Below are 18751 nucleotides of genomic sequence, written 5' to 3' on the forward strand. Positions count from 1 at the left end.
TCTAAACCCACAATCCAAAGGACCCCATCTTGCCCGTCGTCGCCGCTATGACCATTACCTCGCATGCATCGGATGCCATGGTCGCTATTCCGTTTTGGCTCGAGATGTTCGCTGTTGTCGCTGCATCGATCTCGGGTGTGCTGGTTGCGCGCGAGCACAAACTCGACCTGGTGGGCGCGGTCGCGCTCGCGGTGGTCTGCGGTCTGGGCGGCGGTCTCTTGCGCGATATGACGCTGCAGGTGGGCAACGTCTACATCCTCAACCAACCGATGGCGCTCCCACTTTCCATTGCCACGGCAGCCATCATCTATATTTTCCCGGCAATCGTCGACAAACCCGAAAAACTCATTCCCCTGCTCGACATCGTCTCGGTCGGCATCTACGCCGCCACTGGAGCAGACAAGGCGCTAGTCTACGGCTTTGCACCGGCGGTGTGCATCATGATGGGCTTTTTTACCGCGGTGGGCGGCGGCATGTTGCGCGACGGCTTTATGGGCGTGGTTCCGGGCATTTTCCAACGTACTAACTTTTATGCCATCGCCGCCATCGCCGGATCGACAAGCTATGTGTGTCTCGTTATGAGTGGCTTGGTCAGCAATGTCGTCGCGTTGGTCGTATGCGTTGTCGTGACCATGGGTCTGCGCTGGCTCTCACTGCGCTTTGACATCAAAAGCCCCACTGAGGAAGACATCGCACGCTTTTTGCACCGTAAAAAGTAGATTGCGCGGCCTCATCCTTCGAAATGCAACCGAGAGGCTCTTTTAGAGCGCCCGCACGTTGGGTACCCTGTTAGGTGCATGTCGAGCATCTGACGAAGGATTCACTATGCCCTGCAATCAATTCCCGTCGACCCAGCGCCGTAAAGCGTGGGGCCGCATCACCATCCTGTTCGCGCTCATCGCGCTGGCGATCACCGTGCTTCCCACGGCGTCGTTCGCTGGCACGGACACCGCAGGCAACGTACTTGCGACCGACAATGACGCCAATCCGTCCGGCGTCGAAGGTGACCTGTACTGGGCAGGTCAGGCCCTCAACTTGGACGATACGCCCATCGACCGCGATATCATCGCCGCGGGCGATACTCTCTCGATCCGCGACTGCACGGTGGGCGGTGCCGTCCGTCTGGCGGCACGCACCATCGACATTGCCAAGACCACGGTTGATGGCAGCGTCACGGTCGTTGGTCAGCATGTCGTGCTCAATTCCGACAGCACCTCCAACTGTTTCTATGCGATAGGCGAGACAGTTGCCCTGCGAGGCTCCACCAAGTCGGCAGCACTTGCGGGCGACACGGTGACCATCGATGGCACCGTCGATGGCGATGTTGAGGTTTGGGCCGACAAGCTCATCTTGGGCAAGAACGCCCGCATCACCGGCACGGTGAACGCGCACGTCTCCGAGGACCCCGAGCGTGCCGCGGGAGCCGAGGTCGGTGCCCTCAAGATCGACCGCACCGAGAACGAAGATACTTCCACCGTTAACGATGTCATCGGCGGTATCGTCGCCGCGGCACTCTCGACCTGCTTTGTCGCTCTGCTGCTCGAGCTCGTCTTTCCGCGCGCGACCGCCAGCGCCGCCGGCATGCTCCACCAGCGCCCCATGCCCCTGTGGGTGAGCGGTCTTCTGGGCACGATTGCTATCGTCCCCGCCGTCCTACTGCTGATTATCTCTATCGCCGGTCTGTCGCTTGCCGGAGCCCTCTTGTGCGGCGTTATCGGCATCGCGTTGGTGTCGAGTGCCTTTGCGGGGTGCGCGCTCGCCCGCATGGTCGGACACAACCAAAACCGCTACGCCATGGCAGCCGTGGGCGGCGTAATCGCAGGCGCCCTCACGGGGCTTCCCCTCGTAGGTGACTTCATCAGCGGCGTAGCCTTTGTCTTTATGCTCGGCTACGTTATCCAGATCATCTGGCGCAACGCCCACCTCAAGCCGCAGCAGCCGGCTAACATGCCAGGACTCCCCACCGCTTAGCCACCAACCACCACAAAGGTGCCAGGTTACTTTGCACCAACAAACGAAGCGGGGCACTCGGTCATGTCGACCGGGTGCCCCGCTTTTCTTGGAGGGTTCTCTAGTAACTTTTTCAAAACCAATGATCATCAGGTCGGTAGGCCTGTGCGTCACTCGCTACGGAGGCAGTACGCCATTGAGCAAGAAGGGCAATTATTTTTCACGGCGACCTCCTCCCCGCTTGATGACGAGCGCGACAACAATAGCCGCCACTCCGATGGCAGCCAAAACCGCCACCAGTACCAACGTTCTATCTCCCGTCGAGGGCATAAAGCCTCGACCTGCTTCTTTGCTTGGGGTGTTGAGCACCGACAGCTCAATCGAACCCGTCCTGGCATCGGCGGTATCAACCCGCAGAGGGTTTTCGACCGATACGGTCACCTTGGGCTTCGCGGTCGCCACTTGTTTAACGTCTAGACTCTCAGCCGTAACCGTCACCGTACGCTTGCCCTCAAAGGCGGTGTAGCCCTTGGGTGCCGCGATTTCCTCGACGGTATAGACACCCGCGTCCACACCGCTCAATTCCACATGGCCATCCGCGTCCGTGGTGATGCACGCGTCGGCATCCGTCGACCACGATCCGTCAGTCGTTAGGATGCGACCGCGGTCGTCGATGATGCGCAGTTTGGCACCCGCGAGCGGCTTATCGTCCGAGCTTGAGCGCTTGATCAGACTGAGTCCCCAGGTGTAGGCGCACGCGTCGTCGCTCGGCGTGCGGGTGAAGCCGGCGTCGCCGGACTGGTCGGCAAAGGGAGAGCGCGGGTAGCGCAGGTAGACCTCGTTGGGGTTGCCCTTCGCGATGCCGTGGTTGCACGCGCTGTTGAGCGGCGCATTGTACACGGCGACCACGCGGGCGCCCGCGGTGAAGGCGTCGGCCCCGCCGAGCGCGGCGATGAGGTCGCCGGTGCGCACGGTGAAGGTTCCGTCCGCCGCTACCTTGGTGGCGCACTGGGCCGTGATGTCGGTCCAGCCCTTCGCGGGCTCGGTGCCGACGCGGCCATCCTTACCGGCCGAAACGGCGTCGAAGCCGCCGTCCGCGCCCGCCGCCACGTAAACATGTATGCTCGCAGTCACCTTGGAGGGGTCGAGCCCCGCGCCCATGGTGTCGACGAACCGCACCGTATAGGTGCCGTAGGCGGCAAGGCCCGCCGGGACCGTGGCAGAGAGGCGCCAGTACAGGTCGTCGGCGACCGTGGCGTCGGCGGCCTTCTGCCAGGCAGCGGTGCCGTCCTCCAGCACATGCTTGGCGACCTTGGGGGTCGCGGCCTTGGGCTTGACGGTGACGGCGTTGCCGCCCACCAGGGTCATGATCGGCGCGGTGCCGGCCTCGCCCTGGGCGATGGCGTCGTCGTCGGCGACGATGAGCCAGTAGCCGCTGGGCAGCTCGGCCGCCATACCCGCGTTGAGGGGAACAGAAGCGGCACCTGCATTGCAAATCGCACAGGCGAGCCTTGCCGCCAGAGCGGTCGACATATGTCCGTCGGCATTCAGCCACTCGGCAGCCTCTTGCGCCGTCGATGCCGAGCTATCAAACCCCGCATCATAAAGAACGGGAAGGACAGCCTGACGAGCTGCATCGCTCGCCCACGCCAAGTCCGTCGCAACCTTTTGATCGGAGCCGGCTTTATCGGTAACAGTTGCCGAAAAGAGCTGGTATGCATCGTATTGCGTCGCGACGTCGCCGCCAATCGTGATGGCTCCGGCATCGGCAGCACGGGCCGTCTCGGGCGACGCTGCAAAAGCGAGGATAGTCGTCATGGCCACCATCATGACGGTCAACAAGCGGCGGTGCAGTTTACTCACGGCGACCATCTCGATCAAGACCACGGTGGCGACGAGCATGCATCCACGTCGCGGCAAAACACAACAGCGAAGCGCCGGCAAGATATGTCATAGTCAAGCCAGCCCCGCCCGCCTCAGGTAGCGTAGTCGAGTACTTGTTGGTAAAGGTCGGCGGATTCTGAGAGCCATCGTTATAGGTAACTAGGGCGTCGAGCTGGTCCGTGCCATTAGTTACCTTAACCGTGACGTTGTACACGGTCCTGTCATAGGTGATGTGATCTTTAACATGGTCGACGGCGCCCTCGGGCTCGACCTCGGAGATGGTGTAGGTATAGGTTCCCTCCTTGTTGTACTTGACGTCAAAGGAGACATTTCCCTTGTCATTATTGGTCACCGCCTGGAGCACTTTGCCCTCGGCGTCCTTGAGCGCGAACGAGAACTGACCTTCCCTGAAGGTTCCGCCTTTAAGGACTTTATTTGCTTTTATCGTCGCCTTGCCTTCAAGGGGCGCGTCATACACCCAAATCTCTGCATCTGACGTTATCTCCGTATTGGCATCAAGCAGAGATTTCGCCCTGTTCATGGCTTGCTCGTATTGCTCGTCGGGCGCGTTGCCCTTGAGCAGAATCCATGTTGGTTGGGCGGCGCGATATCCAGGAGGCGCCGTCGTCTCCTCGAGGCAGTAAAGCCTGCAGGAAGCCATGGCGTCCGAACTCGTTCCCGAACTCGTTCCAAAAGTCACACTTCCGTCAGAACCAGTCTTTTTGGTAGAAAACTCCGTCTTTGCGCCATCAACGCCGGCACTGTCCTGCGCCTTATCCATGTCAATCGCATAGAGTGTGAACGTAGCGTCAGCCAACGGCGCGGTAACGTCCTTTTCATCCACTTTGTGGACCACAATGCCGTGCCCCGTTCCGCCTCCCGATGCGCCGGCATCTATGTCATATTCACGTTCGTGTTTCACATACCCGCCTGCAACACCTTCAAGCTGTGCCTCGTTGGAAAGGGAAACTGTACCAGACTCACCGGACAGAACTTCATATTCGACTTTCAGGTATTTCTCATCGGGAAGCCTCAACGTCAATCGCTGCTGCTTTCCAGCACCCTCGCCAATCGAGTCAAGAGCCGCCCCGTGTTTTTCTTTTGTCAGCACACGCCAATCGCCGTCATCGCTCTCAGATACGCTAAGCGACGAGGGGATAAACGTGCACTTAGAATCCATCACATCGAACAGATCGAGGTAGTCGGTTCCGACCTTTAAGTCTAGTGCCGATTCATTAACGAAAATCGTGTAGTGAATTCGTTTGCTATTACTTACCGACGTACCGGTCTTTGACAATACGTCGTTCTTGATCTGTACGGTATCAGAGCCCGCCTTAAATACTTTATCACCCGAGCTCGCACTCGCCGAGTTCGTAAGCTCGCCGAGGTTCTTTGACGTGTCGACCACTGACCTCTTGACAGCAGTTGCATACGTCAGCTTCACATAGCCTGTATTGTTACCCAGCTTTTCCGTTGGAATCGAAAACGTAACCTCTCGACGATCAACGGCAGGCGTCAACAAGACACCCGAAGCCTCGGTTTTTTCTCTCTCATGTTCCCATTCGTGGCCGGGCACCGCCGCCCCGTAGGGATTTGAATACAAAGAATATTTTGCCGAGCCGGGAATATAACTCATTCCCTTAGGAAGCTCATCTTTGACAACGACATCCTTGCCATTGAGCCTGCCTGCGCCATAATACTCACCGGCAGGCGTCTTAGCTCGATTGGCATAGACAGTCCAGTCGACAATCCACGCACCTTTGTCGTTCGAGCCATCCACTGATTTCCAGTCAAACGTCTCATCCCACCGTGCTTGCGAGCCGTCTTCATTTATTTTTACACTCTTCTCAACCGAAGGCTCCGTTTCGTCTTCAACGTAGTAAAAAACGAAATCAGAATAGCCGCTAAACCCGTCGACAGAGGCGAAGTTGGAGTACCAACCAGGAAGTGCGTCGGTCACCGTTTTATACGTAATAACCACTTCAGGGGACTTATCCAGCGCTTCTTTGACTTTATCCGTAATGATTATTCGGATATTGCAGTTATGCTTGTTGCTGCCTTGTGACGGATCTGCGCCTCCCTCAAACTTCCAATCGGTGTTTTGGTCCAATTCGGTGTCCCCGATGACAACTACATGCGATTTACCGTCAGTAGTATCCGGCCCCATAGTCTGCTTCCAAGCCGCCAGCATGGTATCTTTGATAAGAACAGATGTTGGGTTTTTCGCATTTACGTAATCACGGAGCTCTACGCGTAATTGCCAAGTTACTTTTCCGGTCCGAGATGCCCCATCCGGATTAAGCAGTGTTTTACTAATGGTCTTGCCCGTCCAAGGACGGATGTAGTATGCGGTGCTTTCACCAGAGGGCAGACCGGAGTCTTCTTTTTTCACACTTGCCGTGTTACTAACTTTTTCGTAGGAATTCTTATCTTTCAGCTTAGTTTGATAGACGATGCAATAGGTCGCATACCGGTCGGCCTCGTTTGGATTAAACGTATAGTTAAATGAATCCCCCGAATCGCTCAGCGTTCCCCCATCAATCTTTTGTTTTTCATCGGCGGTCTCTCCCTTGTAGACCGTGTAGCTGCCAATATAATCTTGCTTGTCATCGAGCTTGTCAGTAAAGGTGTAGCCAGACATATCGGCCTTGAGAGATCCCTTGTTGAGCACAACCTTCCAAGTGATGACAGATGATGTTCCGGAGCCAGCCTCTTTTTGGATCATGTCGTATTGAAACGGTTCCGACGCCCCCTTAATCGTAGGAGATTGTTGGGGATTTGCTTTTCCCCAGGTTGCTTGCACACTATTCCTACCTTGCGTGGGCGTGCCATTAGAAAGAGACAAGTTCTTGCTAACTGTCGTTTCGTAGGTAACGGTATGGTCGCCCTGAGAAAGGTTACCTAGCGACAACGTTGCAGTTCGCTCTTCGATGCTCACGGACGGACCAAGAGGATTTCCATCGAGTTTGAAGCTGCTTTGGTCAAAGTCCAGGTAGTCGCCGAGTGTATCGACCAGCTTTACATCCGTTGCATGCGACCTAACACTTAGGTTAATAGTCCAAGTTATCTTGGCAATTCCAGTACTGCTATCTTGTGAAAAGACACCTGATTTGGTTCCCCCAACCGCGCCATCTCGGATCTCAATCGGCACAGCTTCGCCAGCGCCTGGAAATGTCAGTTCGACTTTTGTGCCGTCATCTACATCTTTGCCTTTAAGCACAAACTCAAAATAGACCCGCACGTAGAGCGAAGAGGGATGACCGCTGAGATAACTGGCATCGTAATTAAAAACGACCTTGTTATCTTTTATGCACCAAGTTCCCATCCTTTGCGCATTCTCGGTATCGTCCGTCCTTAAGACACCGCCCGCGTTGTCCTTCACAGCAACCGAGTCGGGAAAGGTATAAATCGCCTCAAGCCTTTCAGATGTTGGCCCACAATTCTCATGAAAACGAGCTTCCATAAAACCGTAAATTGTATCGGCTGTCGTAATCGAGGGTGAGCCCTCTTTACCGAGAGGCTGCTGACGATCCTTATCGGCATACAGCCCGACCGTAACGTCCGCCGTATTCTCATCAATCGCAATCGGCGTTGGCGTCGTTGCATCCTCGGCGCGCACGGGGGATGCGCCGTGAAAAACTGCGGCGGTGAGGCTAATCAAAATGAAGATCAGGGCCGCCATACCAAGCGACCGCGAGCGGTGTGCGTCCATAGTTGTCCCTTAATTCCTACAACACAGTGTGGAATACGGCGAATCGTCGGATCGAACACAAGCCCCAACATCTACGAGAACCTACCTAGCACATTGCAAGAACCCATTGGGGACAACTTCTAAGACGGTTCGTCTATGCCACAATGCATAAAATACAATATAGATAACAGTCATGTAAACCGCTGGTAAAGAGGTCTTTTAATGTAATACCAGTTGATATTTATCTGTTAACGGTTTTGTATCAAAGCGGTTATATCCTGTGGAATTATGTATATGTTTAAACAACTTTACTTTGGCTGGAAAGCCGCTCGGGGGATAACCTCCTCCACCGTGGTGCAAAGTAACCTGTCCCCTTGCACCAAAAAGGGCGCCGACCATTGCGGTCGACGCCCTTTCTTATTGGCGGTTATAAGCCCCAGCGCTTATTTGTTGACCTGGCCGGCGCGGACGGCAGCCTTCTTGCGGTCGGTGGCGTTGAGCAGACGCTTGCGCAGGCGGATGTTCTTGGGAGTGATCTCGACCAGCTCGTCGTCGGCGATATACTCCAGCGCCTCCTCCAGCGAGAAGGTGCGGGGCGGCACCAGCTGCACGGAGATATCGGAGGTCGAGGAACGCTGGTTGCCCAGGTTCTTGGTACGGGCGATGTTGACGACCATGTCGCCAGCCTTGCTGCGCTCGCCCACGATCATGCCCTCATAGCACTCGGTGCCCGGCTCAACAAACAGCTGACCGCGCTCCTGCAGCGTACCCAGAGCGTAGGCAACGGCCTTCTCGGTGGTCATGGAGATCATGGCGCCGTTCTGACGGTTACCGATCTCTCCGGCATAAGGACCATACTCCAGGAAGGTGTGGTAGAACACGCCCTCGCCGTGGGTGACGTTCATGATGCGGTTCTTAAGGCCCATGATGCCGCGCGTCGGGATCTTGAACTCGAGGTGCGTCACGATGCCCGAGGTGTCCATGCTCGTCATGATGCCGCCGGAGGTACCGAAGACCTCAACGACCTTGCCCGAGTACTCGTCTGGGCACTCGACGACGGCCTGCTCAACAGGCTCCATCTTGTTGCCGTTCTCGTCCTTCTTAAACAGAACGCGGGGACGGCCGACCTGGAACTCAAAGCCCTCGCGGCGCATGGACTCCATCAGGACGGACAGGTGCAGGATGCCGCGGCCCGAGACCTCGACGCCGCTCTTGTCCTCGAGCTCCTCGATCTTCATGGTCACGTTGTTCTCGGCCTCGTTGAACAGGCGCTCCTTGAGCTGACGGGCACCCACGATGTCGCCGTCGCGGCCGACGAGCGGGGAGGTCGAAGCCTCAAAGACGATGGACAGGGTCGGCGGGTCGATCTCGATGGGCTCGAGCTCGACGGGGCTCTCGGGATCGGTGTAGACATCGCCGATATCGGTGCGGTCGATGCCCACGACGGCAGCGATGTCGCCGGCGCCGACTTCCTGGCACTCAGTGCGGCCCAGGTAGTCGAAGGTAAAGAGCTGCTTGACGGTAGCGGTGGCGCTGGAGCCGTCGTTCTTGACAACCAGGATCTGGTCGCCCTGGTGGATGGTGCCGGAGTACACGCGGCCGATGCCGATGCGCCCGACAAAGTTGGAGTGGTCGATGGTCACGCACTGCATGGCCAGCGGGGCGTTCTCGTCAACCTCGGGCGCGGGCATGTCGTCGATGATCATATCGAGCAGCGGATACATGTCCATGTTGCCGTCGTTGGGATCAAGACGGGCAAAGCCATTCATGGCGCTGGCGTAGACCACGTGCTCCATGGCGAACTCAAGCTGGTCGTCGGTGGCGCCCAGGTCGGCCATAAGGTCGAGGCAGTCGTTGTAGGCCTTCTCGGGGTTAGCACCCGGACGGTCGATCTTGTTGATGACGATCATGATCTTGAGGCCGGTGTCGATAGCGTGACGCAGCACGAAGCGGGTCTGGGGCATGGGGCCCTCAAAGGCGTCGACCAGCAGCAGGGCGCCGTCGGCCATACGCAGTACGCGCTCGACCTCGCCGCCAAAGTCGGCGTGGCCCGGAGTGTCGATGACGTTGATCTTAACGTCCTTGTACTCGATAGAGATGTTCTTGGCGAGAATCGTAATGCCGCGCTCGCGCTCCTGGTCGTTGGAATCCAGGACGCGGTCCTCGACCTGCTGGTTGGCACGGAAGGCGTCCGTGGCACGCAGGAGCTTGTCGACCATCGTCGTCTTGCCGTGGTCGACGTGAGCGATGATGGCGATGTTCCTCAGATTGTCTACGCGCATGTAGTTCCCCTATCTTCTATCTATATACAAACGGCACGCGTATGCGACCCGCCCAGCAACACAACGCTCGGCGGGAATATTGAGCCTTTTACCGAAAACTCGTTTATTTTAGCGATTTTAGATAAGAGGGGTTTCCTCACCTGCAGGTTCAGGGTCGCTCCACATAAAACCATCGCCGGCGCCCACACCCTCGTACAGTACGTATGCCGAAAAACCGCTCTCGAGCGTCGTCTCGAAAAAGCTCACGAGCAAGGCGTCGTGGTAGCCGCCGTCAATCTCGACGCAGCCGGTATAGCCGATGGCATAGCGGGCGATACGGCCCAGGCCCTCGTCCTTAAGACCCATCTTGTGCTCGGAGATAAAGTTGGTGGCCGCCTCCAGGCATGCCTCTTCGCCGTCCTCGTCGAGCGCCGCCAGATATCGGTTGGAAGCGGCGTCCTCAATTGCCACGACCACGCCGGGGTTTTCGCCGGCGGCAAGGTCGTCCAAGAACGCGCCGATCAGATCGCACACCATGGCGTCGAGCTCGGCGGAGACGTTACCGGCGTCCTGCATATCCTGTGCCATCTTTAGACCTTCCCATCGAGTCTGGCGTCATTACAGTTCTTGTGCCTCGGCGGCGATCTTAGCGGCAGCGTCGCGGGTGCGCATCATATCCATCGCGCGCTTGTCGAGCACCTTGATCTGACTGGTCAGCATGACCGCATCGACCACGCCCCAGATCACCAGGCCCGTAGAGATCGAAAACCCAAGCGCACCAACTGTACCACGAAGGCGCGAGCAGATTGCCGCGACAAGGGCGGAGACGACAACCATCTTGATAAACGAGCCGCGGCGTTCGCGAAGCGTGCGGGCCTGCGTCACATAGGCAATGCGAGCCGCCTCAGAAGCCTCCGAGCGCATCTGGGCCTCGCGCGCAATGGCCGCTGCCTCAGCCGACATACCGCCGGTCATCAGCGAACGCTCCACATCCTGGCCGCCCCGCATTTAGAAGTCATCGGGGGAGAGCGTATGGACGAACTCGTCGAACTTCTCGAACTCTTGCTCGTCGTCAACTTCCTCGGCATGGGCAGAAACGGTGCCCAGGCGATTCATGATGTCGTCCTCCACAAACATGGGGGCATTGCTGCGCACGGCAAGGGCAATGGCATCACTGGGACGGGCATCGATCTTGCGCTCGTCACCATCGGCCAGTACGACGATCGTCGCGTAGAACACCGGCGGCTCGGCGCGAACGATCTCGATGCGCTCGAGCTTGGCGCCCAGGGCGCCAACAGTATCGAGCAACAGGTCATGGGTAATCGGGCGCTCGGCGCGGCCGCTATCGATGCCACGGCTAATGGCAGCAGCCTCAAACGAACCAGTCTGAATGGAAAGAGAACGCAGTGGCGCGGGCGAGTCCGATTTGCTGCAGCGCTCGCGAAGCACGATAAGCGATGGCACGGGACCGGCGGCCATGACGATAGTCTCTATGTCGACACGAACCATGGAACACCTCCGGTACGTAGCGGTTAACACGCGGCAGCTCCACCGCATTGAATAGCTATACTACCCAATCTTTCGCACAGCACACAAAACCAAAATGAGATTTATCGCAGACAAGAAAAAAGCCCCGAGGCAATGCCCCAGGGCTCTTCACAGTTTTGATGGTGGACCTGACAAGATTCGAACTTGTGACCTCCCGGTTATCAGCCGGACGCTCTAACCAACTGAGCTACAGGTCCATCATGGTGGAGGTTAGGGGGATCGAACCCCTGACCTCAGGCTTGCAAAGCCCGCGCTCTCCCAGCTGAGCTAAACCCCCACGGAGACAGTAATAAACACCCCAGCGGCGACTCGGCTCTCGCTGGGGTGTTTATTGCGAAAGAAAGTGGTGGACCTGACAAGATTCGAACTTGTGACCTCCCGGTTATCAGCCGGACGCTCTAACCAACTGAGCTACAGGTCCATCGCGCAAGGGATATATTAGACGAGTCGTTACGCGCGCGTCAACAACTTTTTTGAAAATCTTTGAAGGGTGTTCGTCCCGGCTGCCCGGCGGCATGCGAAGTCGCCTGCTCGGACAGTTCTGCTCGCACGGAGAGCACATTAAGCGCTCTCCGGCTCGTGCGGAACTCGCGATCGACTTCGCATGCCGCCGGGCAGCCGGGGCCGACGTGGGGTTCAAAGATTTTCAAAAAAGCGGCCGGCGCGCAGTGCGCCGACCGCCGATATATGGGGTCTGATAATTTTTACCAGCTAGGGTCTCTTATTCGTCTAGGAGATCTTCTGGCATGTCGTTGCCGTCGCCTAGATCGACAGGGGTTTCTTCGGGGGCAGAGCCGTTTTCTGTGGCTTCGCCTTCGGGCTTCTCTTTGGCGGCCGTCATGCGGGCTACGGCGCAGATGCGGTCATTGTCGTCGACGGTCATCATCTTGACGCCCTGGGTGGCGCGGCCAGTCTGGCTGATCTCGTCGGTCTTGACGCGAATGACCGTCGCGCCCTCCGTCACGATGAACAGCTCGTGCTGCGGGCCCACCGTCTTCATGGCCGCGAGGTTACCCTTACGCTCGGTCATCTGGATAGTGTAGACGCCCTGACCGCCACGATTCTGTTCCGGGTAGTCCGCGACCGGCGTACGCTTGCCGTAGCCGCGCTCGGTGATGACGAACAGATCGCCGTTGCCGTTAGTGACTTCCATGCCCAGAACGCTCACGCCGTCCTTCATACCGATACCGCGAACGCCGCTGGTATCGCGGCCGGTGGCGCGCACCTGCTCCTCGGAGAACATGATCGCCTTGCCCGCGGTGGTGGCCAGGATAATCTTGTCGCCCTCGCGCACGCGGCGCACGTTCAGCAGTGCGTCGTCGTCACGCAGATTGATAGCGATCAGGCCATCACGGCGGCTACGATCGTAAGCGCTCATCACGGTCTTCTTGACCATGCCGCTCTTGGTGGCAAACATTAGGTACTCGTCGGCAGGGAACTCGCGGCAGCTGATGACGCTCGCGATCTTCTCGCCCTCCTCGAAGGGCAGCAGGTTGACAATCGCGGTGCCGCGGGCCTGACGCGTACCCACCGGCAGCTCGTGTACCTTCAGGCGATAGACCTTGCCCTTGCTCGAGAAGAACAGCACGTACTCGTGCGTGGACGCAATAAACATCTCGTCGATAACGTCATCCTCTTTGAGGTTGACGCCCGACACGCCCTTGCCACCGCGCTTCTGGGCACGGTAGGCAGCCACCGGGATACGCTTAACGTAGCCGGTGTGGGTGATGGTCACGACCATATCCTCGTCGGCGATGAGGTCCTCGACATCCAGGTCCTTCTCAACCTGGCTGATCTCGGTGCGGCGCTTGTCGCCAAACTTCTTGGAGATCTCGCGCATCTCTTCCTTGATGACGCCCAGGATTTTCTCCTCATGCGCCAGCAGGTCCTCGTAGTAGGCGATGGCGCGGCGCAGGCCGTCCAACTCTTCCTGAATCTTGTCGCGCTCCAGGCCGGTCAGGCGGCGCAACTTCATCTCGAGGATGGCCGTGGTCTGCTCGGGCGTAAAGCCAAAGCGCTCGATCAAGCGACTGCTGGCCTCGGAGTCGGTCTGCGAGGAGCGGATGATGCTAATGACCTCGTCGATATGGTCGAGAGCCATCAAGTAGCCCTCAAGGATATGCGCGCGGGCCTGGGCCTTCTTAAGGTCGAAGCGGGTGCGGCGGGTGACTACGTCGACCTGGTGGTCGATGTAGTGCTGCAGCATCTCGCGCAGGCTCAGGCATTTGGGAACGCCGTTGACGAGTGCCAGGTTGTTGGCGCCAAAGGTCGTCTGCAGCGAGGTGTACTTATACAGATTGTTGAGCACGACCTGCGGAATGACGCCCTTCTTGAGCTCGATGACCAGACGGATGCCCTTCTGGTTGGACTCATCGCGCATATCAGAGATGCCCTCGATGCGCTTATCGTTGACGAGCTGGGCGATCTTCTCCTGCAGTGTGCCCTTGTTGACCATGTAGGGAATCTCGGTAAAGACCAGGCGGCTGCGGCCGGTCTTGGTGGACTCCACATGTGCCTTGGCACGCACGGTAATGGAGCCGCGACCGGTCTCGTAGCTCTGCTTAATGCCAGCGCTGCCCATGATGATGGCGCCAGTGGGGAAGTCCGGACCGGGCATGATCTGCATGAGCTCGTCGACGGTGGCGTCGGGGTTGTCGATCAGGTAGCAGGTGGCCTCGATCGCCTCGGTGAGGTTATGCGGGGCGATGTTGGTGGCCATGCCGACGGCGATACCCTGGCTGCCGTTGACCAGCAGGTTGGGGAAGCGCGCAGGCAGTGCCACGGGCTCGGCGAGCGATTCGTCGTAGTTGGGCTGCCAGTCGACGGTATCCTTCTGCAAGTCACGTAGCAGTTCCATGGCGGGCTTTGCCAGGCGGCTCTCGGTGTAACGCATGGCCGCAGCGCCGTCGCCGTCGATGTTGCCGAAGTTGCCGTGACCGTCGATGAGCGGCGTGCGCATGGAGAACCACTGTGCCAGGCGGACCATGGCCTCATAGACCGCGGAGTCGCCGTGCGGGTGGTACTTACCGATAACTTCGCCGACCGTCCAAGCTGACTTCTTGTGCGGGCGGTTGGGGTAGATGCCGCTCTCGTTCATCGCATACAGGATGCGACGGTGCACCGGCTTTAAGCCGTCGCGCACGTCCGGCAGGGCGCGCGCCGTGATAACCGACATCGAATACTCGATGAACGACTGCTTCATCTCGCGGCCAAACTCCGAAATCTGGAGCTGACCGCCGTTGATATCCTCACCGGCCGAGGCGCCACGGTCGACTTCGCCAAAGCTCTCCTCGAGCTCGGCGTCGTCTTCTTCCTCATCATCATCGGCATCGGGGTTATAGGCGTCCGGGTCGCCGTCCTCGCCCTGCTCAGCACGGGCAAGCAGGCGCTTCAGATCATCGGGCATACCGGCATCGCCGGCCTCGTCCATACCCTCGTTATTGTTGATATCGTCTGCCACGTTACCTCCTCATGGTTTGCGTGGTCCATTAATCATCCTGCCACGGAGACGGCTTTTCCAGGTGCCGCAGATTCGCTCGAAAGAGGAGGGAAGCGTACTTGGGTACGCGACCGACGATTGAGGGCGAAGGTGCGGTGGCTGGGAAAGCCGAACAGGTTAGGCGTCTAAGAAGCGCGCGTCGTGCGCGTGTTTTTCAATGTACTCGCGGCGATAGCCGACCTCGGAACCCATCAGCTCGCGCACGGCGCGATCCGCCACCACGGCGTCCTCGATCGACACACGCTGCAGGATGCGGGTCTTGGGGTCCATCGTCGTCGAGGCAAGCTGCTTGGGGTCCATCTCGCCCAGGCCCTTGTAGCGCTGGACGGTATAGCCCTTGCGCTTTTTGGTGATCTTGCCGTCCTTGGCCTTGCCGTCCTCGTCGTTATCGTCGGGGTTCAGGCCCAGACTCTGGATGGTGTCGCGCAGGATCTCGTCTTCGGGCTGGCGGCCGTTGGGATACACGTAGTGGATCTTGTTGCGCACCTTAATGCCAAAGATGGGCGGGCAGGCAACATAAACGTAACCGGCATCGATCAGCGGACGCATGTACTTGTAGAAGAACGTCAGCAGCAGGATGCGGATATGCGCACCGTCGACGTCTGCATCGGTCATGATGATGATCTTGTGGTAGCGCGCCTTGGTGATATCGAAGTCGCCGCCGTCGCCGGCACTCGTCGTGACGCCGCAACCGATCGCGGTAATCAGCGACTGGATGGTGTCACTCGAGAACGCGCGATGGTCACCAACGCGTTCGACGTTCAAAATCTTGCCGCGCAGGGGCAGAATCGCCTGGATGTCTCGGCGACGGCCGTCCTTGGCCGAACCGCCTGCCGAGTCGCCCTCTACGATGAAGAGCTCGGTCAGCTCGGCATCGCGCACCGAGCAGTCGGCGAGCTTACCAGGCAGGGACGCCGTCTCGAGCAGGCTCTTGCGGCGGGTCGCCTCGCGCGCCTTGCGGGCGGCGTTGCGCGCCTTGCAGGCCTGTTGCGCCTTCTTGACGATCTCGCGGGCGGGCTTGGGATGCTCCTCCAAGTAATCGGTCAGTCCATCGGTCACGATCTTGAGCGTGAGCGCACGCATGTAGGAGCTGCCGAGCTTGGCCTTGGTCTGGCCCTCAAACTGCGGATCGGGCAGCTTGACCGAGATAACGGCCGAAAGGCCCTCGCGCACATCGTCGCCGGTCAGGTTGGTGTCTTTTTCCTTGAGCAGGTTCTGCTTGCGCGCGTAATCGTTGATCACGCGGGTGAGCGCGGTGCGGAAGCCCTCAAGGTGCATGCCGCCCTCGGGGGTGTAGATGTCGTTGGCAAACGACATGACGTTCTCGCCGTAACCGCTATTCCACTGCAGGGAAACCTCGACCTCGCCCATCTTGGCCACAGGTGCGTCCGGGTCCGATTTGCCCTCGATGTAGATGGGCTCCTTAAAGGCCTCGGGGACGTCCTTGCCCTCGTTGAGGAACTTGACGAAGTCGATGATGCCGCCCTCGTAGCAAAACTCCTCCACGTGGGGAGTCGCCTCGCGCTCGTCGGTCAGCACGATCTTGAGGTTCTTATTGAGGAACGCCGTCTCCTGCAGACGGTTGTGCAGTGTATCGAAATCGTAAATGCAGGTCTCGAAGATCTCGTCGTCGGGCCAGAAGGTGACGGTGGTGCCCGTCGAATCCGAGGTGCCCACGACCTCCATCTTCTTGACGGTCTTGCCGCGCGAGAACTCCATCTCGTAGGTGTTGCCTTCGCGACGAACCTGAACGACCACGCGCTTGGACAGTGCGTTGACGACGGAGATGCCCACGCCGTGCAGGCCGCCCGAAACCTTATAGGCCGAGTTATCGAACTTACCGCCGGCGTGCAAGATCGTCATGACGACCTCGAGCGTCGGGATCTTTTTAACAGGGTGCTCGTCGACGGGGATACCGCGCCCGTTGTCGACGACCGTGATGGAGTTGTCGGCGTGGACCGTCACCTGGATCTCGGTGCAGAAACCGGCCATGGCCTCGTCGACGGAGTTGTCAACGATCTCCCACACCAGGTGATGCAGACCGCTGGCGCTCGTCGAGCCGATATACATGCCCGGGCGCTTACGAACAGCCTCGAGACCTTCGAGAATCTTAATCTCGCCGCCATCGTAATCGTTTTCGTTTGCCACACGTCCTCCTTCAGTCAAGAAAATGTGTACAGCCTTACTAGTTTATCGTAAAAAAATACACTCGGGAACGAGGGTATTTGGCTCTACAAGGCCACCAGATGCGATTTAAGGCTCTTTTTTGCTTTGCACGCCCTTGGCCCACTCGGCACTGGCTCTCATGGCGTTCTCGAGGGCCTCGCGCAGTTTTTGGTCCTCGATGGGTGCCACTTGGCGCTCGATCTCGGTGCGCTCGGCCTCACTTAGGTCGGCGTGCGGGGCCGGCGGGCGCTCGGTCGTCGCCGGGCGCAGGCGCTCCTTGGCGGCGGGTGGCGTGTGACCGGGCGCGGTGGTTTTGAACACCAGGCCGTCCACATGCGCACCGGCGCGCTCCATACGCGCGCGGATGATCTCGCGCAACAGCGTCATTTCCTGCGTCCACGAGGGCGAGTCGAGATATACCAGCAGCTCATCGGACTCGGGCAGGTAGCGCAAACCCGTCACATGCCGCCCCTCGCGCGTGCCCGAGCACACCGCATTCCACGCGCGATAGACCGCACGAGATTCCTCTGCAGTCTCCATCTGCGCGCGGCGCTCAGGTGTCGCGGCCGCCAGGATGCGCTGGCGCTCTGCGTTCAAAAACCCACTAAAGGTGACCGTTTCGCTCTCGCGCTCGTAATTAGCACATCTCACCCATGCTCACCACCTTGGCTCGATCAAGCAGATCATCGGTAAAGTACCCCAGGTTGGTCGTGGTTATGACCGTCTGGATATCATCGCCGATCAGCCGCAGGAAAGCACCGCGGCGTTCGCCGTCGAGTTCGCTCATCACGTCGTCCAAAAGCAGCAATGGGGCGGTGCCCAGGACATCGCGAGCCACGGCCACCTCCGCCACCTTCCAGGCCAGAACCAACGTTCGCTGCTGACCTTGGCTGGCAAACGAGCGGGCGGAACGACCCGCCACGGTAAACTCAATCTCATCGCGATGCGGTCCCACCAACGTCACGCCGCGGCGAATTTCCTCGTCGGCGTGCTCATCAAGGGCAGCCAGCATGCGCTCGTACGCCCAGCCCTTCAGCTCTTCGCGATCATCGACCTGGGGCAAATCCCCCAGCGTGGACGTATAGGTCACGTTGGCAGCCTCACCGGATGCCACTTGCCCGTAGGCAGTGTGCATATGGCCCGCCAGCCGGTCGAGCAGAGCCAACCGGTGCACGAGCAGGGCCGAGCCCGCGCGGGCAATCGAATCGTTCCACGCGCCGAGCATCTCGCGGCAGCACCAGGTCTCCTTGAGCAAGGCGTTACGCTGGGTCACGCAGCGCCCATAGGTGCTCGCAAGATCGGCATAGCGTGCGCTCAGTTGCATGCCAAAGTCATCGAGGGCGGCGCGGCGCACACTGGCGCCTCGCTTAACCATGTCCAGATGGTCGGGGCAAAACAGCACGCTCGGCAGAACCCCGCGCACACCGGCGGCAGAGCATCTCTTGCTGTTGCGGCTAAACGAGCGCTTACCGTCCTCCGCGCTCAATCCCATATCAAGCACGCGGCCGTCGCCCTCGAGCCTCAGCTCGACCTTGCACGAGCCCACGCCGTCATGGACGAGCTCGGCTGCGGTCGGATGCCTAAACGAGGCGCCGCTCGTCAGCAGCTGCAGCGCCTCTATGAGATTGGTCTTTCCCGCCGCGTTGGGTCCCGCAAGTATCGTCACGCCCTCGTCCAGGGCAAGGCGATAGCTATCGAAGCTGCGGTAGTGCGCGACGGAAAGATCGCGGGCGAACATGGTCATAGGGCAGT

The 18751-nt window shown here is 59.0% G+C and carries 12 protein-coding genes and 3 tRNA genes; 2 read left to right on the plus strand and 13 right to left on the minus strand.

Translation table 11 applies throughout. From position 1 onward, the window contains the following. Nucleotides 1–29: 29 nt before the first annotated feature. The gene (locus AAAX59_RS01980) at nt 30–719 is read left to right on the plus strand and encodes a TRIC cation channel family protein (RefSeq protein ID WP_349070281.1); all 690 of its coding nucleotides are present in this window, start codon (nt 30–32) and stop codon (nt 717–719) included. Nucleotides 720–825: 106 nt separating this feature from the next. Next, a complete protein-coding gene (locus AAAX59_RS01985; protein ID WP_349070283.1) occupies nt 826–1971 on the plus strand; it encodes a hypothetical protein in 1146 nt (381 codons plus the stop codon). 192 nt (nt 1972–2163) lie between these two features. On the opposite strand, the gene AAAX59_RS01990 is transcribed toward AAAX59_RS01985, so the two are convergent. The 13 genes from AAAX59_RS01990 to recF form a co-directional block, all read right to left on the minus strand. Further along, complete coding sequence (locus AAAX59_RS01990; protein ID WP_349070285.1) at nt 2164–3852, minus strand: SpaA isopeptide-forming pilin-related protein; 1689 nt, start codon at nt 3850–3852, stop codon at nt 2164–2166. Continuing rightward, nucleotides 3806–7546: an FctA domain-containing protein gene (locus tag AAAX59_RS01995; protein ID WP_349070287.1), complete on the minus strand. Its 3741-nt coding sequence runs from the start codon at nt 7544–7546 to the stop codon at nt 3806–3808. Before AAAX59_RS01995 ends, AAAX59_RS01990 begins: the two co-directional genes overlap by 47 nt. 422 nt (nt 7547–7968) lie before the next feature. Continuing rightward, on the minus strand, nt 7969–9807 hold the full coding sequence (gene typA, locus AAAX59_RS02000) for a translational GTPase TypA (protein WP_349070288.1): 1839 nt from the start codon (nt 9805–9807) through the stop codon (nt 7969–7971). Nucleotides 9808–9924: 117 nt separating this feature from the next. Beyond that, nucleotides 9925–10374, minus strand: a complete 450-nt coding sequence (locus AAAX59_RS02005; protein ID WP_035136509.1) for a hypothetical protein — start codon at nt 10372–10374, stop codon at nt 9925–9927. A gap of 30 nt (nt 10375–10404) precedes the next feature. Then, nucleotides 10405–10776 carry a hypothetical protein gene (locus tag AAAX59_RS02010; protein WP_349070289.1) on the minus strand — a complete coding sequence of 124 codons (372 nt, stop codon included), beginning with the start codon at nt 10774–10776 and terminating at the stop codon, nt 10405–10407. 18 nt (nt 10777–10794) lie between these two features. Next, nucleotides 10795–11295 (minus strand): bifunctional nuclease family protein, encoded by a 501-nt coding sequence (locus AAAX59_RS02015; protein WP_271740446.1) that lies wholly within the window; start codon nt 11293–11295, stop codon nt 10795–10797. Nucleotides 11296–11454: 159 nt separating this feature from the next. Further along, nucleotides 11455–11531: transfer RNA gene (locus AAAX59_RS02020), tRNA-Ile, on the minus strand. A 4-nt stretch (nt 11532–11535) separates the two neighbouring features. Further along, nucleotides 11536–11611, minus strand: a tRNA-Ala gene (locus AAAX59_RS02025). A gap of 67 nt (nt 11612–11678) precedes the next feature. Further along, a tRNA-Ile gene (locus AAAX59_RS02030) sits at nt 11679–11755 on the minus strand. A gap of 300 nt (nt 11756–12055) precedes the next feature. Beyond that, nucleotides 12056–14764, minus strand: a complete 2709-nt coding sequence (gyrA, locus tag AAAX59_RS02035; RefSeq protein ID WP_349070333.1) for a DNA gyrase subunit A — start codon at nt 14762–14764, stop codon at nt 12056–12058. A 186-nt stretch (nt 14765–14950) separates the two neighbouring features. Beyond that, the gene (gene gyrB, locus AAAX59_RS02040) at nt 14951–16981 is read right to left on the minus strand and encodes a DNA topoisomerase (ATP-hydrolyzing) subunit B (RefSeq protein ID WP_349070290.1); all 2031 of its coding nucleotides are present in this window, start codon (nt 16979–16981) and stop codon (nt 14951–14953) included. Nucleotides 16982–17086: 105 nt separating this feature from the next. After that, complete coding sequence (locus AAAX59_RS02045) at nt 17087–17650, minus strand: DciA family protein (RefSeq protein ID WP_349070291.1); 564 nt, start codon at nt 17648–17650, stop codon at nt 17087–17089. Continuing rightward, nucleotides 17637–18743, minus strand: coding sequence for a DNA replication and repair protein RecF (recF, locus tag AAAX59_RS02050; RefSeq protein WP_349070292.1), 1107 nt, complete (start codon nt 18741–18743; stop codon nt 17637–17639). The genes AAAX59_RS02045 and recF overlap by 14 nt, the downstream gene beginning before the upstream one ends. Nucleotides 18744–18751 lie beyond the last annotated feature (8 nt).

This window comes from Collinsella sp. CLA-ER-H2 (genome assembly GCF_040092405.1).
Classification (GTDB): Bacteria; Actinomycetota; Coriobacteriia; order Coriobacteriales; family Coriobacteriaceae; genus Collinsella.